Here is a 24,352-nt window from a genome sequence, read left to right as displayed (position 1 = left end):
GGTCTCGGTACAGAAAATCAACCTCGGGCTGCCGGTTGAAATTTTCCGAAAAGTCCTTATCTGCTTGGTATTGGAATATCTGTAACAGGAGAATCAAGATGCGCCTCGATAAATTCACGACCAAGTTCCAGCAAGCACTGTCTGATGCCCAGAGTCTGGCCATTGGCGGTGACCAGCAGTTCATCGAACCGCAGCACCTGCTGCTCGCCCTGCTTAACCAGGATGACGGTGGCACAACCTCGTTGCTCGGCCGGGCCGGGGCCAATGTGGCGGGTCTGCGCAAGGATCTGGAACAGGCGCTGACTCGCCTGCCCAAGGTTGAGGGCCATGGTGGTGACGTTTCCGTCGGCCGCGACCTGGGCAATCTGCTCAACCTGACTGACAAGGAAGCCCAGAAGCGCGGCGACCAGTTCATCGCCAGCGAAATGTTCCTGCTCGCCGTGTGCGAGGACAAGAACGAAACCGGTCGTCTGGCCAAGCAGCACGGCCTGAGCCGCAAGGCGCTGGAGGCGGCGATCATGGCCGTGCGTGGTGGGCAGGGCGTCGATTCGCAGGAGGCCGAAGGCCAGCGCGAGTCCCTCAAGAAATACTGCATCGACCTGACCGAGCGCGCCGCGCAGGGCAAGCTCGACCCGGTGATCGGCCGCGACGATGAAATCCGTCGCGCAATCCAGATTCTGCAGCGCCGGACCAAGAACAATCCGGTACTGATCGGCGAGCCGGGTGTTGGCAAGACGGCCATCGTCGAAGGCCTGGCCCAGCGCATCATCAACGGTGAAGTGCCGGAAACGCTCAAGGGCAAGAAGGTGCTGGTCCTCGACATGGCCGGCCTGCTCGCCGGCGCCAAGTATCGCGGCGAATTCGAGGAGCGTCTGAAAGCCGTCCTCAAGGAGGTTTCGCAGGACGAGGGTCGGATCATTCTGTTCATCGACGAGCTGCACACCATGGTCGGGGCCGGTAAGGCCGAGGGCGCCATCGACGCCGGCAACATGCTGAAACCGGCGCTGGCCCGTGGCGAACTGCACTGCATTGGCGCGACGACGCTCAACGAATATCGCAAGTACATAGAAAAGGATGCTGCGCTGGAGCGCCGCTTCCAGAAAGTGCTGGTCGATGAGCCTTCGGTGGAAAGCACCATCGCCATCCTGCGCGGTCTGCAGGAGAAGTACGAACTGCACCATGGCGTCGATATCACCGACCCGGCCATCGTCGCTGCGGCCGAGTTGTCGCACCGCTACATCACCGACCGTTTCCTGCCGGACAAGGCGATCGACCTCATCGACGAGGCGGCGGCGCGCATCAAGATGGAAATTGACTCGAAGCCGGAAGTCATGGACAAGCTTGACCGGCGCATCATCCAGCTCAAGATTGAGCGCGAGGCGGTCAAGCGCGAGAAGGACGAGGCATCGAAAAAGCGCTTCGGCCTGATCGAAGAGGAAATTGCCAAGCTGGCCAAGGAGTATTCCGATCTCGAAGAGGTCTGGAAGGCCGAGAAGGCTCAGGTTCAGGGCTCGGCGCATATCAAGGAAGAAATCGACAAGCTCCGGGCAGATGTCACTCGCCTGCAGCGCGAAGGCAAGCTCGACAAGGTCGCTGAGCTGCAATACGGCAAGCTGCCGCAACTCGAAGCGCAATTGAAGAGCGCCGAAAAGGCGGGTGATGGCGAGCAAAAGAAAAACAAGCTGCTGCGTACACAGGTCGGCGCCGAGGAAATTGCCGAGGTAGTGTCGCGCGCCACCGGCATTCCGGTCAGCAAAATGATGCAGGGCGAACGCGAAAAGCTCCTGCACATGGAAGATCGTCTGCACAAGCGGGTGGTCGGGCAGGATGAGGCGGTGCGTCTGGTTGGCGATGCGATTCGTCGTTCGCGTGCCGGACTGTCCGATCCCAATCGTCCCTATGGTTCCTTCCTCTTCCTTGGTCCGACGGGCGTTGGCAAGACCGAGCTGTGCAAGGCGCTGGCCGAGTTTATGTTCGATGCTGAGGATCACCTGATCCGCATCGACATGAGCGAGTTCATGGAGAAGCATTCGGTCGCCCGCCTGATCGGCGCGCCGCCGGGTTATGTCGGTTACGAAGAAGGCGGTTACCTGACCGAAGCCGTGCGCCGCAAGCCGTACTCGGTGATCCTCCTCGATGAAGTCGAGAAGGCGCATCCGGATGTTTTCAACGTGCTGCTGCAGGTGCTAGATGATGGCCGGATGACCGATGGTCAGGGGCGCACCGTCGACTTCAAGAACACGGTCATCGTCATGACTTCCAATCTCGGCAGCCAGATGATCCAGCAGATGTCGGGCGACGATTATGGCGTGATCAAGATGGCGGTGATGGCCGAGGTCAAGAACTACTTCCGGCCGGAATTCATCAACCGGATCGACGAAGTTGTCGTCTTCCATGCGCTCGACGAGAAGCATATCGCCGGCATTGCCAAGATCCAGCTTGGTTATCTCGAAAAGCGGCTGGCGCAGCTCGATATGGGCATTGTCGTCGAGGACAGTGCACTGGCCGAACTGGCGCAGGCCGGCTTCGACCCGGTGTTTGGCGCCCGGCCACTCAAGCGGGCGATTCAGCAGCAGATCGAGAATCCGCTGGCCAAGGCCATCCTCGAGGGCAAGTTCGCCGCCAAGGATGTGATCCGTGTCAGTTGCGATGCGAGTGGTGTGATTCGTTTCGTCAAGGATTGAATCGCGGACCTGCCGATTGTGCCCGTGGCCCGTTCAGTGACATGATCGGGCCATGAGCCTGCCGTCGCTGCGATCCCTGCTTGCCGTGTTCAAACCCGAGCATTCGCCCGGGCCGCCGCATGATGTGCGAGGCGGTCGATTCGTCGTGGTAATCGACTGTGTGCTGAACCAGAACGTTCGTGATCAGGGGGCGGCCAACTGCCCGGCGATGAACTTTGAATTCCTCCGCCTGTGCCACGAAAACGGCATCGGCATCATGCAGATGCCCTGCCCGGAAATCGCCGCCCTTGGCTTCAAGCGTCAGCGTTCGCCCGGTACCAGCATCCGTCAGGCGCTCGATACGCCGGCCGGTCGGCTAGCCTGCGCGGAGCTGGCGGCATCGGTGGTGGCGCGCATTCTGACCTTGTCCGAACAGGGCTTCGAGCCCTTGGCCGTGCTGGGCGGCAACCCACGCAGCCCCGGCTGCGCGGTGCATCAGGCGCCGAGTGAGCTGAGCGCCGAGTCGGGTGTTTTCATGCTGGCCCTGCAGGCTGAATTGCGCCGTCATGGCCTGGATTTGCCCTTCCGGGGGCTGCGCGATGCTTCGCCTGAATTGCTGGCTGAAGATCTGCAATGGTTCGGCCAGTTGTCGGCTGCTACTGACGCTTGGCTCTAGTTTGGCCCGGGCCGGTATTGTCTTAGCAGTTGCCTTTCTTGGCCTGGCCCGGTGGGCAGTGGCCGCCATCCTTGTGGTGGCCGTTTTTGTTGCCGCGGCCGGTGTAATAACGCTCGCCGCGCGGGCCGCCATGCTGCTTCCAGTAGGCCGGTTCGCGCCAGTCGTAGCCGTCCCAGTAGTAGCCACGGTCGTTGCGCGAGCCGAAGGTGACGCTGACGCCAGGGGCATCGACCCGGACGCTGCCGAGATTGACATTGATATCAACGGCGCTGGCCAGAATCGGTGCGGCGGCGATCAGCGCTGCCAGAATGTTTTTTTTCATGTGCTATTTTCCTTTCAACAAGCGTGGATGAAACATTTCAAACCTTATAACGGATTGACGTACGTGTGGATAACAAGGATCTGAAAAATGTGGGATGACCTCAACGACTGGCAGGCCAGACGCCATGCCGAACTGGCCGGGCCGGAAAGCTGGCTGGGCATGCGCGGGCTGTTCTGGCTTGAGGCGGGGCTGAACAGCGTCGGCAGCGGCGCCGGATCGGTCGTTCTTTTGCCCGGCGGGCCGGCGTGTCTCGGCGATTTGCTCTGGCAGGATGGAAAGGTGATTTGGCAGCCGGTGGATGGCGAGGCGCACGAACTGCAGACCGACATCGCCGGCCAGTCGACTGTCGTCGATTTTCAAAATTGGTCATTTTTTCTGGTTGACCGTGAGAACCGTCTGGCAGCCCGATTGCGCGACCGCGACTGGGCTGCGAACCAGCCATTCAGCGGACTGGAATATTTCGACTTCGATCCGGCCTGGCAGATCGAGGCAGAGTGGCAGGCACTGTCCCCGCCGGTCCGGATGGAAGTGCCGAATGTCAGCGGTGATTTGAAAATTGTCGAGGTTAGCCATCAGGCCGTTTTTGAGGTCGCCGGGCAGACGGTGACGCTGTTGCCGATGTCCGTCAGCGACAAGGAGGTTTTCTTTGTTTTCAGGGATCGGACGAGCGGCAAGGAAAGCTACGGCGCCGGTCGCTTTCTGAAGTCGGCGCCGCCGATCATTGATGAAACGGTAGGTTCCACGGTCAACCGGAAAATTCGCCTGAATTTCAATTGTGCCTATAACCCGCCCTGCGCCTTCACGCCCTTCGCCACCTGTCCGCTGCCACCACCGGAAAACTGGTTGCCGTTTTCGGTGACCGCTGGCGAAAAAAAGTGGGTCAAGCCGGCCTGAGTTGCGATAGCCCGGCCAATTACAGTTCGGCCAGCCCGTTGCGGATGGCGTAGCGAACCAGGCTGGGGATATCCTGCAAGCCCAGCTTTTGCATCATCTGCGTGCGATAGGTTTCCACCGTTTTGACGCTGATGTCGAGGGCAAAGGCGATTTCCTTGGTGCGCATTCCGTCCACGGTCATTTTCAGCACGGTGGCTTGGCGGCCGGTCAGGTCGCTCGATTTGCGCACATGCTCAAGATAGATTTCCAGCATCTGGTGAGAGATCGAAGCGGGTAGCCAGATGCCACCCAAAAGGACTTTCTTGATGGCGAGAACGAGTTCTTCCGGCGCCGAGTTTTTGACGACATAGCCGTCGGCGCCGAGGCTCATCGCTGAATTGACGTGCTCCTGGTCGGCGTGCATGGAGAGCATGATGACCTTGGTCCGGCAGCCTTGCTCGCGCAGGCTGGCCAGCACCTGAAAACCCGTCATTCCCGGCATGGCAATGTCGAGCAACACGACATCGGGTTGCGTCTCGTTGATGATCTCCACTACTTCAACGCCCAGGCTGGTGTTGCCGACGATGTCGAATTCGGGATTGTCGCTGAGCAGCGCCATGAGTCCGGCGCGGACCAGATGATGGTCATCGGCCAGGACGATACGAATGGGCTTCACAGTCGGGCTATTCTTGGCAGGCATGCTGATACCCTCGTTCCTGTATTTGGTTGGGAGTCAATCTCGAAATGTCCGCCGAGACTGGCAATACGTTCGCGTATTCCTATCAGGCCCAGCGAGATCTGTTCATCGCTTTCGTCCAGTCGAATATCCACATCAAATCCCTTGCCGTCATCCTGAACAGAAAGGTGGATGTGGTCCGGCGTGCAGCGAATGCGCACCACGATCTCGGCCGCCTCGGCGTGGCGTAACGCATTGGTGATGCCCTCCTGAACAATGCGGAAACAAGCCAGTTCAACGGCTTCGGAAAAACGCAGGTCACCGATTTCCTGTTCGAAGTGGACGTGAACATTGGGAGGCAGCGTCAGGTTGCGGATGTGCCAGGCCAGCGCCGAGCAAACACCCAGTTGATCGAGCAGGGGCGGCCGCAGGCGGCGGGCAATATCTCTCGTCGTTTGCGCGATGCCATCGATAATTTCCCGCGCGTAAGCCAATCTCTTCTGGATTGCCTGTTGGTCGTCAATATCAAACCAGGCGCTGTCCAGCGAGATTTTGAGGGCGGCCAGAGCCTGACCAATCTGATCATGCAGTTCCATGGAGAGGTGATGGCGCTCTTTCTCCTGTATATCCTGGTGCATTCTCGCCATCGCCTGCAATTGCCGGGTAAATCGCGCTTGCAGCTTTTGCGCCTGTTTGACGCTGCTGATGTCCACATAGGTAATGACGGCACCGCCGGCGCCCAGATTCAAGGGGGTTGCGTTCATCATGAACCACAACTCGCGCTCCGGGGTTATGCAGGCGCTCTCCATTGAAAAGCGTACCGATTCTCCGTTGAGGACTGCCTGAACCCCGGCCAGTGCGGCTTGCGCCTGCTCGGAATCAGGTTGCCCGCAATGACGGCAGACCTCAAAGAAGTTGCTGCCGACACCTGTTTTGAGTTCGTCATTCGGCGCATCGGTGTTTTCACGAGTGAACCGGATCCACGCGTCATTGACCGCGACAATCTTGCCTAATTTGTCTACCACCGCCATCTGCGTGGCCGACGCATCAAGTACTGCGCGATTGAATTCCTCGCTGGCCCGGAGCAGGTCTTCGGACTGCTTTTGCTCGGTAATGTCGCGTACAACCGTCATTGAAAGTAGCTGGTTATCGACCTCAAAGCGGTTAACCAGAATCTCGACAGGGAAAGTCGTGCCATCATTCCTGTGGGCATAATCACGCCAACTGACACCTTGGCCCGCCTTGAACGCATCGGAGTTCCAAAGCCGCTTGCAATCATCAAAAGTTGTATCGCTATGGACATCCATGACGCGCATGGTCAGCAGTTCGTCACGGGTGTAACCAAGCTTGTCGCAAGCACATTTGTTCGCGTTCAGGAAATTCGCTTCCAGGTCGGTCACGAAAATCATTTCGGTGGCCGAGTCGAACAGGGTGCGGAACCGTCTTTCACTGGCTGCCAGTTCTTCCTGGCTGTGTTGGGCAGACGTGACATCACGGGCAAGCCCGACGACGCCGATCAATTCTCCAAGGGTGTCGAATACAGGGCTTTTGGTAATTTCAAAATAGGAGAGGGTGCCATCTGGATGCCGGTGAGCACGGTTGAAAGCGACTGCCGTCTCGGCCACCTCCTTTGGATTCGTATTAAAGAATTCCTCGATGGCGTCCGCTGGCTGCATTTTGCTTGTTGGCGGATTCGGATATTGATCGGCCGGCGATTTGAACAGCTTTTCAAAGGCGGGGTTGCAAGTGATGAATACGCCTGTCGTATCCGTTAACCACACGGGGTCGGGGATTGCCCGAATCAGGGCGCGCAGGCGCTGGCGTTCCTCGTCCGCTTTCTTTTGTGCCCGGCGGGTTTCGGTCAGGTCAGCCCCGATGGCCAGGTAGCTGCCATCCGGCAGGCGCTGGGTCGTGACCTCGATATGCATGTACCAGCCTTCCTTGTGCTGGATTTCCCATTCCTGGCGGATGAACGGATGCCAGGCCAGTGCCGCAATATGGGCGCCGAGAAGGGCGGAATATTTGTCCGACAGAATCGCATTCACGGGGCGCCCAAGTAGTTCATCCGCGCTGTAACCGGTTATTTTCTGTGTTGCCGGGTTGGCATAAACAATTCTCAGCCCGGCGTCGCACAATAGAATGCTGTCCTTGGCGTGCTCGATAAGGCTGTGGAAAGTCTTGTCGCGAGTGGCCTGTCGCTCGAGCAAGCGGATCAACATTGCATACAGCAAGGCTGCTGTTACGCCGACAAAAAGCAGGCCCTTGGTAATATTCCAAAAGGCAAAGTCATAAGGACTTCCGGTCACCAAGGCTAGTAGCCAGTCGGACAGTACAACCCACAAGCCGGCAACGAGGACGTAGGTTAACACGACGCCAACTACCCCATGCGAGGCTGTTGCATATGCTTTGAACGCTATGTCGTCGCTGGTTGGGGCAACCATTGACCTGTCTCCGTTATTGATTTTGGGTGCCTTGGCAAACTCTCAATTATGTGACTTTGGTTATGGCTATCAATCAGCCAAAGTTCCTTTGGTTGTGACGATTTACCTGATAGGAAATTAAGGTGCCCAAACTCCGAATCCTCTCGGTGCTCTAACTTCAAATTGGACCGCAAAATATATAAGGAATTTCGTAATAATTCATCGACCTCCCCCCGATGGCTGGCCTGGTATTCGCGATGCAGAATCAGCAAAGCTCGAAACCTGCAAAAGCTCGACTCTTCGAGCAATTAGAAAAGGTAGTGGGCATGGGGAAAAAATGACGCAGGTTGGTGAATCATGCGGGACCAGGTCCCTGCAATTGCTCTTGCTTGTTGATAAACCGAACGATGTCGGTGTGATGGAAGAGGTTCTTTCCTTGTCCAGTCCACTGGGCGGACTCAGGCAGATTTCCGGGGCAGTCGCGCTTGACGCAACCATCGGCGATCCTCTTGATGCCGTGGTGGCTTGTTTTTGCCAGCCGGATGACGAATTCCGAACGATGCTGGCAACCATCCGCCGGCGCCGCCCATTGTTGCCCATCGTGCTTGTCTCAGGCCCCATAGGCGAGGAACGGACCGCTGAGTTGTTCCGGCTCGGTATTTCAGACTTTGTTCTGCGCAGTAATTTATCCCGGCTTTCTACTGCCATTCGCGACTGCCTGCCGGAGTGTCGACTCAGGGCAGGAAATTTGTCTGTTGAGCGGCAACTCAATCTGTTCGAGGCTGTATCCCGCGGCACCAGAAATGTTGTGCTGGGCAAGGATGTGCAAGGGCGCTACCTGTTTGTGAACGAAGCGGCTTGTTTGTTGTTCGGGAAAAGCGAAGCGGAGATTCTGGGGCGTCGGGATTGCGAACTGTTCACCGCTACCCAGGCGGCGATTCTTGAGGCAGCAGACGGTGCCGTGGTGGCTGCCAATTGCAGCCTGACTCAGGACGAGTCTTTTGCCGGTGGGGTGGGCGAGGTGCTCCTCCACGTCACGCGCGGTCCGATCCATGATGGGAATGGCAAGATCATTGGCGTATTCGCGATTGCCCTTGATGTCAGCGAGCGGCGGCGTACCGAGGCGATCGCTCTGGCGCACGGTCGCCTGCTCGAGATGGTTGCCGATAACACGCCCTTGCCCAAGTTGTTCGCCCAACTGGTAGATACGCTTGAGTCGATGGCGGTTGGTATGCGAGTGGCGATCATGACGCTGGCGGGTGAAGGCCAGCACTTGCAAATCGAAGCCGCCCCCTCGATGCCGGATGTATTCAGGTCTGTACTGGAAGGTTTGCCGCTAGGCGAAGGCGTGGCCTCCTGCGGTACGGCGGTAGCCCGAAAGTCTCAGGTATTGGTCGAGGATACTCAGGCCGATCCTCTCTGGGCAAAGTACCGGGATGTTGCTGCAGAAGCTGGTCTGCGGGCTGCATGGTCAACACCGATTCTGTCGAGCAGTGGAGAACTGCTCGGACTTATTGCGTTGTATGGCTGCCAACCAGCTATGCCATCAGCGTATCATCAGCTCGTCATCGGGATGGCGACACGCATTTCCGGGCTCGCCATCGAGCGCTTTCGTGAAGACGAGTTGATCCGCAAGCTGAGACTGGCGGTCGAACAGAACCCCAACAGCATCCTGATCACCAATACGATTCCTGAAATCGAGTACGTCAACGCCGCATTCGAGCGAATGACCGGCTACACGCTGCCCGAGGTCAAAGGCCGAAACCCGAAGATACTGCAATCCGGCCAGACGCCTGATGACACCTACGAAGATCTCTGGAGAACGTTGCGCCAGGGGGGGTTCTGGCAGGGGGATTTCATCAATCGGCGCAAGGATGGCGAACTGTTCGTCGAGCACGAATTCATTTCGCCGATCCGCCAGTCCGATGGCACGGTGACGCATTACCTGTGCATCAAGGAAGATATTACCGAGAAGAAACGTATTGCCGAGGAACTGGATCGGCATCGGCACCATCTGGAAGAACTGGTTGTCGAAAGAACCGAGGAGTTGAGCCGGGCCAAGGATGAGGCCGAAGCTGCCGGGCGGGCAAAGAGTACGTTTCTGGCCAACATGAGCCACGAAATACGGACACCGCTCAATGCGATCGTTGGCTTGACGCACCTGTTGCGTCGCCGAAATCCGACTGAGGAGCAGGACGACAAGCTGGGCAAGATTGTCGGCGCGGCCGATCACTTGCTGTCAGTCATCAACGACATTCTTGATATCTCCAAGATCGATGCCGGCAAACTGGTGCTCGAAAACAAGCCCTTCGATCTGGAAGAAATGCTGACTCACGTTTGCTCCCTGGTTAGCGAAAAGGCGCGCGCCAAATCACTGGAGTTGCTGGTTGACGTCGGCAGCGTGCCGCATCAAGTTACCGGCGATGCGACCCGCCTCGGGCAGGCATTGCTTAACTATGTGGGGAACGCTGTTAAATTTACGGCGCAAGGCGCCATTGTGGTCCGGGTAAAGATCCAGGCGGAAGGTGAGGAGGCGCTGCTTGTCAGATTCGAGGTGGAGGATAGCGGCATCGGTATCGAGCCACAGCGTCTATCCACGCTTTTTCAACCTTTCCAGCAGGCTGACGATTCGATAACTCGCCAATATGGCGGCACCGGTTTGGGGCTCGCGATCAGTCGCAATATTGCCCGACTGATGGGCGGAGAGGTTGGTGCCCGCAGCACCCCGGGTACAGGTAGCACTTTTTGGCTGACAGCCCGGCTGGGCAAGGCTGGGGATACGGCGGTCCCGAATTCACAAGCGGTTCAGCTGGGTGGTCTGCGCGCGCTTGTTGTCGAGGATGTCGAGATGACCCGGATGGTGCTTCAGCAGCAGTTACGCATGATCGGGCTGCGTGCAGAGGGTGTTGCCTCGGGTGAACAGGCCATTGACGCCGTCGCCGCGGCTGATAGCGAAGGCGATCCCTATGACATTCTGCTTACGGATATGTACATGCCTGGGCTCGACGGGTTGGATACCTTGGCCAGGGTGCGCTCCCTGCACGTCTCACGGAAACCCGTCAGTTTTTTGGTTACAGGGGCTTGTGAAGGGAGTCTGTGGGGCGAAGCACGTCGTTGCGGATTTGTTCAGGTGTTGAGCAAACCGGTGTCCACCATGGCCTTGCATGCTTGTCTGCTGAAGCATTTTACTCCTGTGGGGGGAGCTCCCATGGCTCAGGTCATGGCAGAGTCGGACGAAGCAAAACTGCGCAGATTGCATACGGGTAGCCGAATCCTGCTGGTTGAGGATGAACCCATCAATCAGCTGGTTGCCCAAGATATGCTCGAGGAGGTCGGGATGACAGTCGATATCGCCAGCAACGGGATTGAAGCGCTGGCGAAACTGGAAAGCCACCATTATCACCTTGTCCTGATGGATCTCCAGATGCCGAAGATGGGCGGCCTGGAAACAACACGGCATATCCGTAGCATTCGGGGTGCCGGGTCTTTGCCTGTTGTGGCAATGACTGCCAATGCCTTCAATGATGATCGTGATCTGTGTTATTCGGTTGGCATGAATGATTTCTTGCCGAAGCCGGTTGTGCCTGAAATGCTCTATTCCGTTCTTCTCGAATGGTTGCAAAAAGATGCGATGATTCGCCCCCTCGCGGGTGAAGAAATGTTGATCCGGGAGTGAGGAAGCCCGGCAGGGCGCTTTGGGGAACACACTATAAATACAAAGGATGACTGATGTTCTGGGGTGGAAAAAACGAATTGCATGCCTTGCGGCAGGCGTATGAAGCATTGCAACAGCGTGAGCAGCGCCTGATGCAGGAGCTTGAAACGGCAAAGCGGGCCGTGGTCGACCAGCAGAATGCGGCATTGGAAAAGGACCGGGAGTGCGAGACGCTGAAAAACGTTGTGCGCAGCCTGTCGAGCTTCGGCGCGACTTTGGCCGGTTCGCAAAGCAGCCTGGGGGCGATGGCCAATGTTTTGCACGATGAAAAAATGCAGGCAGTTGAAGCTGCCGAAGTGGCTTTGCTGAGCGGTCAGGCGACGACGGAGATTGCTTCCAACCTGCACCAGTTGGCGGAAGACTCGGCGAAGACTGCACATGAGGTTGAATCGCTTGCCCTGCAGGCCGACAAGATCGGTTCGATAGTTCAGTTGATTCGCGAAATTGCCGACCAGACGAATCTTCTCGCCCTCAATGCAGCCATCGAGGCCGCCCGTGCCGGTGAATCGGGGCGCGGTTTCGCGGTGGTCGCCGACGAAGTGCGTAAGCTGGCCGAGCGCACCTCAAAGGCCACGAAGGATATCGGCGACCTAGTCAGCGACATCCGTCGCAATTCGACGATGGCCAAGGAGGCCATGGAGGTACTGTCATCATCGGCCGACGACTTCAGCCAGCGTGGGGGCAAGTCGACCGAAGACATGCGCCGCCTGATGGATATGTCGCAGAAAATGGAGAAGGTCATAGCGGCCAGCTCACTGAGCAGTTTTGTCGAAGTCGCCAAGGTTGATCACCTGGTCTTCAAATTCCGTATTTACATGGCCCTGTTTGGCCTGGAACCGTTGCAGGCCGATAGCGTCGCGTTGCATACCGGATGCCGGCTTGGCAAGTGGTACTACGAAGGCGAAGGGCGAAATCTGTTCAGCCAGCTACCCGGTTATCGGGAAATGGAAGCGCCGCACATCGTTGTGCATAACAACGGCAAGGCGGCCCTGCAGGCCATGGCCTCGGGTGATATCGAGGCCATGCTCAAGCATGTACAGGCGATGGAGCAGGGCAGCGTGGGCGTTATCGACAACCTCGAGCGCATGGCGAACTCGGTTACCGTTTTGTAAGCCTGGTTGATCGAATGCCCGAGGTTTTAGCCCCGGGTTGCTGCGGCCAGCGCTGTGGCGAAGTTTTCAACCGTCTGCGCCGGATTGTGCAGTTTTTCCAGACCGAACAGGCCGATGCGGAAGGTGCGGAAATCGGCCGGTTCGTCGCATTGCAAGGGCACGCCGGCGGCAGTTTGAAGGCCTTGGGCGACAAATTTCTTGCCGCTGTGGATATCCGGGTCGGTGGTGTAGCTGACCACCACGCCGGGCGCCTGGAAACCTTCCGCAGCCACGCTGGGGAAGCCGTTGGCCACCATCAGTTCGCGGATGCGGCGGCCGAGTTCAACCTGTTCCTGGCAGACCTTCTCGAAGCCATAGGCTTCGGTTTCGAGCATGACGTCGCGCAGGGTGGCCAGGGCATCGGTCGGCATCGTCGCGTGGTAGGCATGGCCGCCGTTTTCGAAGGCTTCCATTATCTGCAGCCATTTCTTGAGATCGCAAGCGAAGCTTGTGCTGCTCGTCGCGTCGATATGGGCACGGGCACGCTCGCCGAGGGCGACCATGGCGCAACAGGGCGAGGCGCTCCAGCCTTTCTGCGGGGCGCTGATCAGGATGTCGACATTGTTGGCGACCATGTCCACCCAGACCGTGCCGGAGGCGATGCAGTCGAGGACGAAATAGCCATCGACGGCACGCACGGCATCGCCGACGGCCCGGATATAGTCGTCGGGCAGGATCATTCCAGACGAGGTCTCGACGTGCGGTGCAAAAACGACTTCCGGCCGGTGCTGGCGAATGGCGGCGACGACTTCGTCGATCGGGGGCGGTGCAAACGGCGCCTGCGAGCCGCTGCCGACTTGCCGGGCTTTGAGGACGATGCTTTCGGCCGGAATCTTGCCCATGTCGAAAATCTGCGTCCAGCGGAAGCTGAACCAGCCGTTGCGGATGACCAGCACCTTGCGATGGGTGGCGAACTGGCGGGCGACGGCTTCCATGCCGAAGGTGCCGCTGCCGGGCACGATGATGGCAGCCTTGGCGTTGTAGGCCTTCTTGATCAGGCGCGAGATGTCCTTCATGACGCCCTGAAAGCGCTGCGACATGTGGTTCAGGGCGCGGTCGGTGTACACCACCGAATATTCGAGCAGGCCATCGGGATCGGGTTGGGGCAGCAATGCGGGCACAGCGTCTCTCCTGTTGATCGTTATTCCCCGGAGCATACCGCCAAGCTGTGACGGCGCGCTAGTCAGAGTGGCCTCGTTGGGCGACACTGGTGGAAATTCAGCCTGAAAGGAATCGATGTGAGCACGCCCCAACTGCCTTCCTACCTTTCCAAAGAGAACATTGGTCCCTGGCATATCTTCCTGCAGCAAGTCGAACAGGTCGCGCCTTTGCTCGACAAGTCGCTGTGGCCGTGGGTGGAGACCTTGCGCCGGCCGAAACGCTCACTCATCGTTGATGTGCCGATCCGCCTGGACAGCGGTGTGGTCGAGCATTTCGAAGGCTATCGCGTGCATCACAACACCTCGCGTGGCCCGGGCAAGGGCGGCATCCGTTTTCACCAGGACGTGACGCTTTCCGAGGTGATGGCGTTGGCCGGCTGGATGACCATCAAGAACGCGGTCGTCAACGTGCCCTTCGGCGGCGCCAAGGGCGGCGTGCGGGTCGATCCGCGGCAACTTTCCCTGACCGAACTGGAAGGGCTGACCCGTCGCTACACCAGCGAAATCAGCTCGATGATCGGCCCCGACAAGGATATTCCGGCCCCGGACATGAATACCAACGCCCAGGTCATGGCCTGGATGATGGACACCTACTCGATGGGCGAAGGGCGCACGGTGACCGGTGTCGTCACCGGCAAACCGGTCTCGCTCGGCGGTTCACTCGGCCGGCAGGATGCGACCGGGCGCGGTGTTTTCGTCAGTGCCCGCGAGGCGGGGCGGCGCCTCAACGTGCCGATTGAAGGCGCGCGGGTCGCCGTCCAGGGCTTTGGCAATGTCGGCGAGGCGAGTGCGCGAATTTTTTCCCAACACGGCGCAAAAGTGGTGGCCATTCAGGACGTCAGCGGCACCGTTATCAACGAAGCCGGACTCGATGTGGTCACCCTCAAACACTATCTGAGCGAGCACAAGACCCTGACCGGCGCGCCGGGCACAACGACGATCAGCAATGATGATTTCTGGGCCGTGCCCTGCGAGTTTCTCGTCCCGGCCGCACTCGAATCGCAGATCAACCGCTACAACGCTGAGCGCATCACCGCCCGCATCGTCGTCGAAGGCGCCAATGGCCCGACGACGCCGGAGGCCGATGCCATCCTCGCCGGGCGTGGCATTACCGTTGTGCCCGACGTGCTGGCCAATGCCGGCGGCGTCACCGTCAGCTATTTCGAGTGGGTGCAGGATTTCTCGAGCTTTTTCTGGACCGAAGATGAAATTTACGGCCGCCTCGACCGGATCATGGCTGAGGCCTTCAACGCCATCTGGCAGATGGCTGCCGACCGCAAAATGCCGCTCCGCTCTGCCGCTTTCGTGATCGGCTGCAGCCGGGTGCTCGAGGCGCGGGCGACGCGCGGTCTGTATCCGTAATTTGACGATTGCTACGGTCAACCGGGAAAAACGGCCAAATTTGAAGTCGGTATAAGCGGCCGGCCGCGCGGCAGAATGGTGCGAAAGTCCGCGCCATGAGGCATTTCGTGGGTTATTTCACAGGGGAACTGGCGGCGCCGGGATATTGTTCGCGCATATGCCGCCCATTGGCGTGGCGCCGAACTGACCAACAAGGAATCTTCCCATGAAAAAACTGCTCGTTATCGCTGCCCTGCTGAGCGCTCCCGCCATCGCCCAGGCCAACCTCGTCGTCAATGGCAGCTTCGAGGATTACACCACCGTTACGCCGGGTCATTGGAGCATCTTCAACTCTGGTTACGGCTGGACGACCGGCGCCAATGGTGTCGAAATTCGTAACGCCGTAGCTGGTACGGCCGCAGATGGTGTCCGTTTTGCCGAACTCGATACCACCGGCAATGGCTGGATTTCCCAGACCATTCAAACCAATGCTTTCCAGTCGCTGGAACTGGCCTTCTCCTACGCCCCCCGTGCCGGTGTCGCGGCCAAAAGCAACGGCATTCAGATCTTCTGGAACGACCAGTCGCTGGGCTCCATCACCGCCAACGGTGGCAGTGGCCCGAGCTGGCTTGATCTCGTCTATGACGTACAAGCCGATGCAAGCGGCTTCGGCGTCCTGAAATTCGCTGCCATTGGCACTTCGGATGGGCTCGGCGGATCTCTCGACAACATCTCGGTAACGGCCATTCCGGAACCAGGTAGCGCGGCCATGCTGCTGGCTGGCCTCGGTATCCTGGCTGTAACGGCTCGCCGCCGTCGCGCCTGATCGACCCGAATTCGCCGCAAAGGGCTGCGGCCCGAATGCCATTCAGCGCGGGCTGAATGGCATTTTTATTTTGTGCCGCCGCCAGGGAGGCAACGGCCAAGCAGGCTTGCTACGGTCAACCGGAAAAATAGGCCAAAATCGGAATTCAGCGCCGGGCCAGTATCAGCGAGCCTTTTTCGCGTGGTTCGAGGTCGATCCGTTCGATCGCTGAAAATCCGGCAGCCGTCAGCCAGTCGCAATAGTCTTCGTGACGGTGCGTCTGGGTCCCGGTTTCCAGCAGCAGGGTCAGGCGGAAGGCTGCATTCAATGCGTCGAGCGAGGTTTCGGCCAGGTATTCGTGAATGACCAGCAGGCCGCCGGGATTCATCGAGTCGCCAATCTGCCGGATGGCCAGGCGATTCTCCTCGGCCGAATGGTTGTGGGCGACCGACAGATAGAAGACCAGATCGTTGGCGCCACCCCAGTCGTGCTCCTGCAAGGTGCCCGGGCTCAGGCTGATGCGCTGGCTTAGCCCGGCCTTCTCGATTTCCGGCCCGGTTTCGGTCAGGGCGCTCGGCATGTCGACGATGACAGCTGCAAGCTGCGGGTAGTGCTGGCAGAAACGGATTGAGTGCAGGCCGTGCGAACCGCCGAGGTCGAGCAGGCGGCGATAGCCCGGCAGCACCGGCACATGGGTGATCAGATCCGGGCCAAGGTCGGCGGCAAAGGCACCCATGTAGGACGAGAAGAGCGGGCCGAGATGCGGCTTTTCGATCATCGCCTCCCACAGCGTCTGCTCCGGTTCGCCCTTGCGCACCGTTTCGGCCAGGCTGCCCATCATCGCCCACGCTTCGTGGGTCCACAGCAGGCCGGGGGTGTAATCGACCTGGCCGGCACTGGTGAACCAGCGCTGTGTGCTTGCCGTGTTGGCAAAGGCGTCGTCTTCCTTTTCCAGATAGCCGATGGCAACCAGGAAATCGACCAGCGTTGCCGTACCGCGCAGGCTCGAATCGATCTTCGCGGCGAGTTCCTCCACCGTCAGCGGGCCATCGACCAGCGCCTCGAAAAGGCCCAGCCGGCCGGCTGAAATGATCGCCGACGACTTCATCATCGGCATGTAAACGTCGAGCATGGCGAGTTCGGCCGAGCCGGTCGGCTGGCAGACATCCGGTTTGCGTGTACGGGGCATCGATTTACTTGTTTTGGATTGCAGGGTGGAGCTTAGCCGAGCGCTGCTTCAATCGCGGCGACCAGCGTCGGGTCGTCGGGCGTCATGTCCGGAGAAAAACGCTGAACAACCCGGCCATCGCGCCCGATCAGGAATTTCTCGAAGTTCCACAGCAGGTCGCCCGTCTGCTTGGGCGAACAGCCGTAACCAGCCAGCTTTTCGCGGAAATCGCTGCCGGCCGGGAAGACCGCTTCGGGCAGCGCGCCGATCAGCCTGGCATAGAGCGGGTGCCGGGGTTCGCTGTTGATGTTCAGCTTCTCGAACATCGGGAATTCAACGCCGTAGTTGGTCGTGCAAAAGTTCTGGATTTCATCGGCAGAACCCGGCTCCTGCGCCGCAAAGTCGTTGCAGGGAAAGCCAAGCACCTGCAGGCCGCGTCCGCGGTACTGCTTGAACAGGCTTTCAAGCCCGGCGTACTGCGGTGTCAGCCCGCATTTCGAGGCAACATTGACGATCAACAGGACTTGCCCCTTGAATTCGCCCAGCGTCAGGGCGCGTCCATCAAGGCTGTTCAGGGGAATGTCATGGAGGGATGCGTTCATGGCGGGCTCTCTTGTCGGGTGGCAATGGCCAGCGTCGTGGAGGCCGGCGGCGGCTGCCATTTTACGCACTGATCGGGCGATGGGGTGTCTGCGGCGCATGCCACGGCTGCGAAATATACCAAGTGGCTGGTACTGTGAATCCTCGCGTCGCTGTATGGCGTTTGCCCGGTCTTGTTCGTAGATTAGGGATCAATGGGCACGGCAGGTGCACGGCGCGGTTGCGCGCCGGTATCGCCTTGATAGCCAGGCAAGCAAGGAGGGCATATGAATATTCGTCCATTGCATGACCGCATCATCGTCAAACGACAGGAGGATGCGCTGATGACGCCCGGCGGCATCGTCATTCCTGAAACAGTGGCCGAGAAGCCCATCCAGGGCGAGGTTCTCGCCGTCGGCGATGGGAAGCGCCGGCCTGATGGCACGTTGCAGAAGCTCGACGTCAAGGTTGGCGATGTGGTTCTGTTCGGTCGCTATGCCGGCAACACCGTCAAGATTTTGAACGAGGAAATTCTGGTCATGCGCGAAGACGACGTGCTCGGCATCATCGAGTATGGCGAAGAGGGAGGGAAATCAGCATGAGCGCCAAAGAGGTAAAGTTCCATGACGCGGCACGCCACCGCATCGTGGCGGGAGCCAATGTGCTGGCCGATGCCGTCAAGGTGACGCTGGGACCGAAGGGACGTAATGTCGTGCTCGAACGCGCCTACGGTGCGCCGCTGGTGACCAAGGACGGCGTTTCGGTGGCCAAGGAAATCCAGTTGCCGGACAAGTTCGAGAACATGGGCGCCCAGATGCTCAAGGAAGTTGCTGCCAAGACCTCGGATGTGGCCGGTGACGGGACGACGACGGCCACGGTGCTGGCCCAGGCGATCATGCAGGAGGGCATGAAATACGTGGCGGCCGGCATGAATCCGATGGATCTCAAGCGTGGCATCGACAAGAGTGTCGAGCTGGTGGTCGGCGAATTGAAGCGGATTTCCAAACCCTGCACGACGAGCCGGGAAATCGCCCAGGTCGGCAGCATCTCGGCCAATGCCGACGAGGCCATTGGACAGATCATTGCCGATGCCATGGACAAGGTGGGCAAGGAGGGCGCCATTACCATCGAGGACGGCAAAAGCCTGAACAATGAACTGGAACTGGTTGAGGGCATGCAATTCGACCGCGGCTACCTTTCACCCTATTTCATCACCCATCCCGACAAGCAGTCGGCCACTCTCGAAGAGCCGTACATCCTGATTCACGACAAGAAGATATCGACAATCCGCGACCTGCTGCCGGTTCTCGAAGAGGTCACCAAGGCGGGCAAGCCGCTGATGATTCTGGCCGAGGATGTCGAGGGCGAGGCGCTGGCGACCTTGGTGGTAAACCACATTCGCGGCATCCTGCGCACCTGTGCCGTCAAGGCACCCGGATTCGGCGACCGGCGCAAGGCGATGCTCGAGGATATCGCCATCCTGACCAACGGAACCGTTGTTTCGGAAGAGCTCGGGATCAAGCTGGAAAACGTCAGGCTCAAGGATCTTGGCCGGGCCAAACGTGTCGAGATCGATCGCGAAGAAACTACCATCATCGGCGGCGCCGGTGAGCAGACCGCCATCGAGGCTCGTGTCAGGCAGATTCGCCAGCAGCTTGAAGTATCTACCAGCAGCTTCGACAAGGAAAAGCTGCAGGAGCGGGCTGCCAAACTCTCCGGCGGGGTGGCCGTGATCAAGGTCGGTGCCGCTACCGAAATGGAAATGAAGGAAAAGAAGGCGCGTGTCGAAGATGCCCTGCATGCCACGCGGGCAGCCGTCGAGGAGGGCATCGTCGCTGGTGGCGGCGTTGCCTATCTGCGGGCGCGAAGTGCCGTGAAATCATTGAAGGGCGACAATCCGGATCAGGACGCCGGAATCAAGATTGTCATGCGGGCGCTTGAGGAACCGTTGCGGCAAATCGCGGAGAATGCTGGAGACGAGCCGTCGGTGGCGCTTGAGCGGGTGTTGCAGGGATCGGCCAATTTCGGCTACAACGCCCGCACGGAGGAATACGGCGACCTGTTCGACATGGGTGTGGTAGACCCGACCAAGGTTGCCCGATCGGCACTCCAGAATGCGGCCAGCGTCGCCGGGCTGATCCTGACCACCGATGCGATGGTGGCCGAGCTGCCCAAAGAGCTCGCGCAGGTGAAGGCCGGTGCGCACCCGGGCGATGAGTACTGAGCCTTTTGCCTCGTCGGCTGGTTGGCGAAATTCAAGGCGCTGGGCGGGGATGCCTGCCCACGCCCGGATATTTTGCGTTTGATGAAGCCGAAACTTGTCCCGAATGGATGGCGTTTTGGCGTGCGCCGATGTCCCGGCTGGCCAGCGTTTGTCCGAGATTTTTCAGAGCTCTAGAAGACCTTTTCTCGTCTTAGCCAGGCGTTGAGGTCGGCGCGTTCGATCGTGGTTTCGAGTCGGTTGATGTTGCCCGGCAGGCTGGCTGATTCCCTTTGCTCGGGAGGCCAGCGTTTGACCTTTGCCGGGAGGTCGCCGTACTCGATGGCGCGGGCCAGCATTACCTCTGCATCATCGACCGAGACCTGACCGGTTACCAGTAGCTGAGCCGCTTCGTGAAGGCTGAAACTGATTCGCGGCTTGAAGTTCGTGCACGTAGTTTCCATCGCTGCGCAGGTTTTTTCTCGAAAAAAGTCTATAAAAAATCCCCCGCGCATAAGCAGCGGGGGGAAGGGAGGTCTGTGCATGCGAAGAAGAATATCAATCCGGCATTTGTTCCTGAAATACAGCATCCTCAGTATTTGAGCTACCCGGATCAGCCGGCCGAATACAGTCAACCCCGTCAAGCCTCCCATTGCCGGGTACTATCTGCCTTTGACCAATCAAGAGAAGCAATTTCGGATGCAGATGGAAGTAGAACAAAAGCTCAGGATCGCCGTTGCGGCGGCTGTACAACTGCCGAACGTGAGCGACATGGAGTTCGAGGCGTCGTTGATGGAGCTGCGCGAGCTGGCCAAGACACTGGGTTTCAAGGTCGTCCATACCTTCGTGCAGAAGCGCACCAGCTTCGATACAACGGGTTATCTGGGCGTTGGCAAGCGGCAGGAAATACGCGCTTTCGTGCATGGCGAGCCGATTTTTGACGAAGCGGGCGATCAGGTGCTGTCGCTGGCCGAGTCGAATCTGCCGGAGATCGACGCCATTCTCGTCGATCACGAAATTTCGCCGTCGCAGGCACGCAACCTCGAAATCGAGGCCGGTTGCGAGGTCATGGACCGGACCATGGTCATCCTCGAGATTTTCCATCGCAATGCCCGCTCGCGGGCAGCCAAGGCGCAGGTCGAAATCGCCCGCCTCGGCTACATGGCGCCGCGCCTGCGCGAGGCGGCCAAGCTGGCCGGGCCGCAGGGTCGGCAGCGCAGCGGCGTCGGCGGCCGCGGGGCCGGCGAGTCGCACACCGAACTCGACAAACGCAAGATCCGCGACCGCATTGCCGAACTGCAACTGGAAATCCTCGCCATGGAGGCCGAGCGCAAGACCCAGCGCGCCCGTCGCCAGGAGCGCCAGAGCCAGGCGGCCGTCGCGCTCGTTGGCTACACCAATGCCGGCAAATCGACGCTGATGCGGGCGCTGACCGGTAGCGAGGTGCTGGTCGCCAACAAGCTGTTTGCGACGCTCGACACCACCGTCCGCGCCCTCTACCCGGAGAGCGTGCCGCGCGTGCTGGTCAGCGATACGGTCGGCTTCATCAAAAATCTGCCACATGGCCTCGTTGCGTCGTTCAAATCGACGCTCGATGAGGCGCTCGATGCGTCCTTGTTACTCCATGTCATCGACGCCAGCGACCCCGGTTTCGAGCGTCAGCTCGAAGTGACTGACAAGGTGCTCGAAGAGATCGGCGCCGATGTCGTGCCGCGCCTGCGCATCTTCAACAAGATCGACCACGTCGGCGATGCCGACGCGCAGGCCGAGTGCGAAGCGGCCTTGCGCGCCAAGTATCCGGATTGCGTCGTGATGAGCGCTCGCCGTCCGGAGGAAGTGGCCGCGCTGCGCCTCCAGATCATCGCCTTTTTCCAGCGCGATCATGTCGAAGCCGAGCTTTTGCTGCCCTGGTCGGCGCAGCAGTTGCGCAAGGACATCTTTGCCAGTTGCGAGGTACTGGAAGAGCGCGCCGACGCCGATGGCGCCATCTTCACGGTGCGTGGCGAACGCCTTGTTGTCGACGGTTTGCGCGAGCAGTTCGCGCTGCTCCAGGACTGAGGTGCCAGAGCGATTTTGAGCTTGCTGCGGTCAACCGGGTTTACTACGTGAAACGTAAAAAACGGCCAAAATCAGAATCGCCCGTAGCGCCTGGCCAGCCAGGTCAGTGCGACGGCTATGGCCGGCAAGGCCATAGCCACTGCCGGCTGGTCGAGGCGTTCCGGCGCCACTAGCAGGATGGCGCCGAGGCCGGCCATCATCAGCCCCGAGAGCAATTTGAGCAGTCGGCCGTCGCGTTCGCTGAGCTTGTGCCTGCCCATTGAGCGGACAAAGGCGAGCACGATGACGAGCAGCGGCAAGACGTAAATCACGTTGTAGAGCGCCAGATACAGGTAGTGCTGGCCGAGGCCATGTTCGCGCAGGGTGAGCAGGCGCGTGAAAACCATCGGGAAGCCGGCCGTGCACAGCAGTTCGTAGAAATTGGCGGCAATGGCCAGGACGACGGTCGCCGCCAGCATGGCCGGCAGGCTGCCGGCGGCCAGGATGCGCCGGCCGCGCTGGAAAATATCGGCCTTGCGCCCTTCCGGAATCGACAGCGAAGGCCCGCGCTTGAACGCAACGAAATCCTTGATGTTGAGCGCCCCGATCAGCAAGGCAACCAGCCCGGCGCCGGCGGTGACCCAGGGCAGGCTGCCGACGACCAGAAACAGATTGAGCCAGGCGGCCATGAAGGCGAAATACATCAGTCCGGAAAAGGCGACGAAGACGCCGCCGATGAGCAGCATCCGGCTGCGCTGCCGCTGATGGACGAGCAGCGACAGCAAAAAGAGCAGCACGAAAAAGGCGCAGGGGTTGAAGGCGTCGAGCCCGGCCAGCAGCAGGGTGAGCAGGGGGAGCGAGGCTGACGCCGGATCGATTTCACCTATCAGCGGCAGGTTCAGTGGCTCGTTGGCAACCGGCTTGGCAGTCCCGCTGCTGCCGTCGCGGCAGGCTTTCAGCCGGGCGAGCAGGGCCGCCTGGGCTTCCGGGCGATCATCCCAGCCGACCTCCATGCGGCCGCAGTAAATCAGCGTCGGGACGGACTGCGCCTCTTCGCCAAGCTGGCGCGCCATGGTGACGAAGCGTTCGAGGTTTTCCGGTGATTGGGTGATTTCCTGGTCATGCAGGCGTAGCCACGGCTGCTCTGCCGCCAGCGCCTGCACCTGCGGCCGCGCCTCAAGGCAGTGCGGGCAGCGCAAGGACCAGAACAGGTAAAGATCAACCTCGCCCTGTGCCCAGGAGGCCGGGAAGGCGAGGCACAGGCTGAACAGGGAGGCGAAAAGGAGGCGGGAGAACATGCTTGTCAACGCGGCGGGATAGCGGCGCTAGTCTCAGGATAGCCGGTTTCGCGGCAACCGCCAGTCGGCGCAGCGCTTAGCGCCCGGCCTTGGCCAAACGCTCGACCACCGCCGCCTGCACGTCTTCGGTCAGCCAGTCGCCGCGTATGCCGGCCGGGCTTTCCTTGACGGCCGGGAAGTTGATGAAATTGACGGCACTGCCGTTCTTGCGCTGGAAGCCAGCCTTGCCATCGATCAGGATGGCGATGGGGACGTGGCCTTTGAGACCGATGGTTTCAAGGCGTTTCTCGCCGGTCGAGCTTTCGGCGTCAATTTCGACGACTCTGACTTTGCCAGCCTGGCCGGCCAGCCATTCGCGTAGCGGTTTGAGGGCGCTCTGTACCGGCGGATGGGCCATGGCGATGATTTCGACGGTCGGCGGGGCGGCCTGGGAAAGTGCCGGAATGAGGCCGATGAGGGCGATGGCGAAAGTCGCAATGAGTTTTTGGCGGGAGCTCATGTTCTGTCCGTTTTCAGCTTATTTGCAGTTGTGGTGCAGCTTCCATTTGTCGGCATGGCCCATGGCGACCGCCCAGTCCGGTGGCGTGCATTCGCTGGCGGGCTGGGTTGTTTCGGGCGTCGCAGCGGCGGCCGGTTGAGGTTCAGCATCGCGGGCGTCGTTCAACAAGGCTTGTCCGATGAACACCATACCGACGAAGAACAGCGCAGTCACCGCCATCTGGGCGCGGCTGACCGGCAAGGCCGTTCGCGTCTCGCAAACGCCGCCGGGGCAAAGCTGGGCCTGACGGCGGCTGAACAGGTTGTAGATCTTGCAGCCGAGGCAGATGCCGAAGGCTGATTCGAAGAACATCAGGAGCAGGCAAGTGGCGCAGATGATCAGGTTGACCGGCCCGATGACGCGGTTGATGACGACGAGAAACAACATGGCCAGCGCCAGTGTCCAGCCGATGGCCCAGGCGAAGCGCTTTTGCGGCGCGCCGACGTATTCGGGCTGCTGCCGGCGCACCATGAGGCGGCCAAGAACGAGGCTGGGAGCATATTTCGGGTTGATGAAGACACGGATGCTGAAATCGATCAGGAAGGCGACGACGAAGACCCGCGTGAAGCGAAAGTCGCCGACCAGCCAGGCGTTCATGAAGGCGATCAGGGCCAGGAAAAACAGGATGCCGGCACTGGCCCGAACTTCCCTTTCGTTGAGGACGGGAACCTCGTAGCCGTTGATCTGTTCGCCGAAGGTAAGCAGTTTGTTCATGTTGGTTTCCGTCGTG

At 59.7% G+C, this 24,352-nt stretch carries 20 protein-coding genes and 1 pseudogene; 11 read left to right on the top strand and 10 right to left on the bottom strand.

What is annotated here, in order from left to right:
- Nucleotides 1–98: 98 nt before the first annotated feature.
- Nucleotides 99–2,684 (top strand): ATP-dependent chaperone ClpB, encoded by a 2,586-nt coding sequence (gene clpB / locus AC07TV_RS06375; RefSeq protein ID WP_494647565.1) that lies wholly within the window; start codon nucleotides 99–101, stop codon nucleotides 2,682–2,684.
- Nucleotides 2,685–2,736: 52 nt separating this feature from the next.
- On the top strand, nucleotides 2,737–3,339 hold the full coding sequence (locus AC07TV_RS06370; protein ID WP_494647564.1) for a hypothetical protein: 603 nt from the start codon (nucleotides 2,737–2,739) through the stop codon (nucleotides 3,337–3,339).
- A gap of 22 nt (nucleotides 3,340–3,361) precedes the next feature.
- Here AC07TV_RS06370 and AC07TV_RS06365 read toward each other — a convergent pair whose 3' ends face one another.
- The gene (locus AC07TV_RS06365; RefSeq protein WP_494647563.1) at nucleotides 3,362–3,661 is read right to left on the bottom strand and encodes a DUF2502 domain-containing protein; all 300 of its coding nucleotides are present in this window, start codon (nucleotides 3,659–3,661) and stop codon (nucleotides 3,362–3,364) included.
- A gap of 87 nt (nucleotides 3,662–3,748) precedes the next feature.
- Here AC07TV_RS06365 and AC07TV_RS06360 point away from each other — a divergent pair, with 87 nt between their 5' ends.
- Nucleotides 3,749–4,555 carry a DUF1684 domain-containing protein gene (locus tag AC07TV_RS06360; RefSeq protein WP_494647562.1) on the top strand — a complete coding sequence of 269 codons (807 nt, stop codon included), beginning with the start codon at nucleotides 3,749–3,751 and terminating at the stop codon, nucleotides 4,553–4,555.
- Nucleotides 4,556–4,574: 19 nt separating this feature from the next.
- On the opposite strand, the gene AC07TV_RS06355 is transcribed toward AC07TV_RS06360, so the two are convergent.
- Both AC07TV_RS06355 and AC07TV_RS06350 read right to left on the bottom strand, forming a co-directional pair.
- Nucleotides 4,575–5,234 carry a response regulator gene (locus AC07TV_RS06355; protein ID WP_494647561.1) on the bottom strand — a complete coding sequence of 220 codons (660 nt, stop codon included), beginning with the start codon at nucleotides 5,232–5,234 and terminating at the stop codon, nucleotides 4,575–4,577.
- Entirely contained in the window at nucleotides 5,207–7,651 is a 2,445-nt protein-coding gene (locus AC07TV_RS06350) for a sensor histidine kinase (RefSeq protein ID WP_494647560.1), read from the bottom strand. The genes AC07TV_RS06355 and AC07TV_RS06350 overlap by 28 nt, the downstream gene beginning before the upstream one ends.
- 316 nt (nucleotides 7,652–7,967) lie before the next feature.
- On the opposite strand from AC07TV_RS06350, the gene AC07TV_RS06345 reads away from it, so the two are divergent.
- The 3 genes and pseudogenes from AC07TV_RS06345 to AC07TV_RS06335 all read left to right on the top strand — a co-directional run bounded on the left by AC07TV_RS06345 (nucleotide 7,968) and on the right by AC07TV_RS06335 (nucleotide 12,457).
- The gene (locus tag AC07TV_RS06345) at nucleotides 7,968–11,306 is read left to right on the top strand and encodes a response regulator (RefSeq protein WP_494647559.1); all 3,339 of its coding nucleotides are present in this window, start codon (nucleotides 7,968–7,970) and stop codon (nucleotides 11,304–11,306) included.
- Between the two features lie 53 nt (nucleotides 11,307–11,359).
- Nucleotides 11,360–12,034: pseudogene (locus tag AC07TV_RS06340) on the top strand (methyl-accepting chemotaxis protein); the annotation flags it as partial.
- A 9-nt stretch (nucleotides 12,035–12,043) separates the two neighbouring features.
- Nucleotides 12,044–12,457: a CZB domain-containing protein gene (locus AC07TV_RS06335; RefSeq protein WP_494647753.1), complete on the top strand. Its 414-nt coding sequence runs from the start codon at nucleotides 12,044–12,046 to the stop codon at nucleotides 12,455–12,457.
- Between the two features lie 26 nt (nucleotides 12,458–12,483).
- On the opposite strand, the gene AC07TV_RS06330 is transcribed toward AC07TV_RS06335, so the two are convergent.
- Nucleotides 12,484–13,617, bottom strand: a complete 1,134-nt coding sequence (locus AC07TV_RS06330; RefSeq protein WP_494647558.1) for a pyridoxal-phosphate-dependent aminotransferase family protein — start codon at nucleotides 13,615–13,617, stop codon at nucleotides 12,484–12,486.
- Between the two features lie 117 nt (nucleotides 13,618–13,734).
- Between AC07TV_RS06330 and AC07TV_RS06325 the strand changes: the two genes are divergently transcribed.
- The gene (locus AC07TV_RS06325; RefSeq protein ID WP_494647557.1) at nucleotides 13,735–15,018 is read left to right on the top strand and encodes a Glu/Leu/Phe/Val family dehydrogenase; all 1,284 of its coding nucleotides are present in this window, start codon (nucleotides 13,735–13,737) and stop codon (nucleotides 15,016–15,018) included.
- 205 nt (nucleotides 15,019–15,223) lie between these two features.
- Nucleotides 15,224–15,823: a PEP-CTERM sorting domain-containing protein gene (locus AC07TV_RS06320; protein ID WP_494647556.1), complete on the top strand. Its 600-nt coding sequence runs from the start codon at nucleotides 15,224–15,226 to the stop codon at nucleotides 15,821–15,823.
- A 145-nt stretch (nucleotides 15,824–15,968) separates the two neighbouring features.
- Here AC07TV_RS06320 and AC07TV_RS06315 read toward each other — a convergent pair whose 3' ends face one another.
- Both AC07TV_RS06315 and AC07TV_RS06310 read right to left on the bottom strand, forming a co-directional pair.
- Nucleotides 15,969–16,991, bottom strand: coding sequence for a methyltransferase (locus AC07TV_RS06315; RefSeq protein WP_494647555.1), 1,023 nt, complete (start codon nucleotides 16,989–16,991; stop codon nucleotides 15,969–15,971).
- Nucleotides 16,992–17,023: 32 nt separating this feature from the next.
- A complete protein-coding gene (locus tag AC07TV_RS06310) occupies nucleotides 17,024–17,572 on the bottom strand; it encodes a glutathione peroxidase (protein WP_494647554.1) in 549 nt (182 codons plus the stop codon).
- A 264-nt stretch (nucleotides 17,573–17,836) separates the two neighbouring features.
- On the opposite strand from AC07TV_RS06310, the gene AC07TV_RS06305 reads away from it, so the two are divergent.
- Both AC07TV_RS06305 and groL read left to right on the top strand, forming a co-directional pair.
- On the top strand, nucleotides 17,837–18,151 hold the full coding sequence (locus AC07TV_RS06305; protein ID WP_494647553.1) for a co-chaperone GroES: 315 nt from the start codon (nucleotides 17,837–17,839) through the stop codon (nucleotides 18,149–18,151).
- A complete protein-coding gene (gene groL / locus AC07TV_RS06300) occupies nucleotides 18,148–19,773 on the top strand; it encodes a chaperonin GroEL (protein WP_494647552.1) in 1,626 nt (541 codons plus the stop codon). The genes AC07TV_RS06305 and groL overlap by 4 nt, the downstream gene beginning before the upstream one ends.
- A gap of 170 nt (nucleotides 19,774–19,943) precedes the next feature.
- Here groL and AC07TV_RS06295 read toward each other — a convergent pair whose 3' ends face one another.
- Entirely contained in the window at nucleotides 19,944–20,213 is a 270-nt protein-coding gene (locus AC07TV_RS06295; protein WP_494647551.1) for a hypothetical protein, read from the bottom strand.
- A gap of 235 nt (nucleotides 20,214–20,448) precedes the next feature.
- Between AC07TV_RS06295 and hflX the strand changes: the two genes are divergently transcribed.
- Nucleotides 20,449–21,807: a GTPase HflX gene (gene hflX / locus AC07TV_RS06290; RefSeq protein WP_494647550.1), complete on the top strand. Its 1,359-nt coding sequence runs from the start codon at nucleotides 20,449–20,451 to the stop codon at nucleotides 21,805–21,807.
- A gap of 71 nt (nucleotides 21,808–21,878) precedes the next feature.
- On the opposite strand, the gene AC07TV_RS06285 is transcribed toward hflX, so the two are convergent.
- From AC07TV_RS06285 to AC07TV_RS06275, 3 genes are all read right to left on the bottom strand, one after another.
- Entirely contained in the window at nucleotides 21,879–23,084 is a 1,206-nt protein-coding gene (locus AC07TV_RS06285; RefSeq protein ID WP_494647549.1) for an NrdH-redoxin, read from the bottom strand.
- Between the two features lie 76 nt (nucleotides 23,085–23,160).
- The gene (locus AC07TV_RS06280; protein WP_494647548.1) at nucleotides 23,161–23,583 is read right to left on the bottom strand and encodes a hypothetical protein; all 423 of its coding nucleotides are present in this window, start codon (nucleotides 23,581–23,583) and stop codon (nucleotides 23,161–23,163) included.
- An 18-nt stretch (nucleotides 23,584–23,601) separates the two neighbouring features.
- The gene (locus tag AC07TV_RS06275) at nucleotides 23,602–24,336 is read right to left on the bottom strand and encodes a DUF4395 domain-containing protein (RefSeq protein WP_494647547.1); all 735 of its coding nucleotides are present in this window, start codon (nucleotides 24,334–24,336) and stop codon (nucleotides 23,602–23,604) included.
- Nucleotides 24,337–24,352: the final 16 nt, after the last annotated feature.

The sequence above is a fragment of the Azonexus sp. GW821-FHT04F04 genome (assembly GCF_059420025.1).
Note: the sequence above shows the minus strand (reverse complement) of the source record. Positions and strands in the feature narration are given on the sequence as shown.

Coding starts and splice junctions, on each gene's coding strand:
- clpB (WP_494647565.1), top strand. CDS start 99: ATGCGCCTCGATAAATTCACGACCAAGTTCCAGCAAGCACTGTCTGAT.
- AC07TV_RS06370 (WP_494647564.1), top strand. CDS start 2,737: ATGAGCCTGCCGTCGCTGCGATCCCTGCTTGCCGTGTTCAAACCCGAG.
- AC07TV_RS06365 (WP_494647563.1), bottom strand. CDS start 3,661: ATGAAAAAAAACATTCTGGCAGCGCTGATCGCCGCCGCACCGATTCTG.
- AC07TV_RS06360 (WP_494647562.1), top strand. CDS start 3,749: ATGTGGGATGACCTCAACGACTGGCAGGCCAGACGCCATGCCGAACTG.
- AC07TV_RS06355 (WP_494647561.1), bottom strand. CDS start 5,234: ATGCCTGCCAAGAATAGCCCGACTGTGAAGCCCATTCGTATCGTCCTG.
- AC07TV_RS06350 (WP_494647560.1), bottom strand. CDS start 7,651: ATGGTTGCCCCAACCAGCGACGACATAGCGTTCAAAGCATATGCAACA.
- AC07TV_RS06345 (WP_494647559.1), top strand. CDS start 7,968: ATGACGCAGGTTGGTGAATCATGCGGGACCAGGTCCCTGCAATTGCTC.
- AC07TV_RS06335 (WP_494647753.1), top strand. CDS start 12,044: ATGCGCCGCCTGATGGATATGTCGCAGAAAATGGAGAAGGTCATAGCG.
- AC07TV_RS06320 (WP_494647556.1), top strand. CDS start 15,224: ATGAAAAAACTGCTCGTTATCGCTGCCCTGCTGAGCGCTCCCGCCATC.
- AC07TV_RS06315 (WP_494647555.1), bottom strand. CDS start 16,991: ATGCCCCGTACACGCAAACCGGATGTCTGCCAGCCGACCGGCTCGGCC.
- AC07TV_RS06310 (WP_494647554.1), bottom strand. CDS start 17,572: ATGAACGCATCCCTCCATGACATTCCCCTGAACAGCCTTGATGGACGC.
- AC07TV_RS06305 (WP_494647553.1), top strand. CDS start 17,837: ATGAATATTCGTCCATTGCATGACCGCATCATCGTCAAACGACAGGAG.
- groL (WP_494647552.1), top strand. CDS start 18,148: ATGAGCGCCAAAGAGGTAAAGTTCCATGACGCGGCACGCCACCGCATC.
- AC07TV_RS06295 (WP_494647551.1), bottom strand. CDS start 20,213: ATGGAAACTACGTGCACGAACTTCAAGCCGCGAATCAGTTTCAGCCTT.
- hflX (WP_494647550.1), top strand. CDS start 20,449: ATGCAGATGGAAGTAGAACAAAAGCTCAGGATCGCCGTTGCGGCGGCT.
- AC07TV_RS06285 (WP_494647549.1), bottom strand. CDS start 23,084: ATGTTCTCCCGCCTCCTTTTCGCCTCCCTGTTCAGCCTGTGCCTCGCC.
- AC07TV_RS06280 (WP_494647548.1), bottom strand. CDS start 23,583: ATGAGCTCCCGCCAAAAACTCATTGCGACTTTCGCCATCGCCCTCATC.
- AC07TV_RS06275 (WP_494647547.1), bottom strand. CDS start 24,336: ATGAACAAACTGCTTACCTTCGGCGAACAGATCAACGGCTACGAGGTT.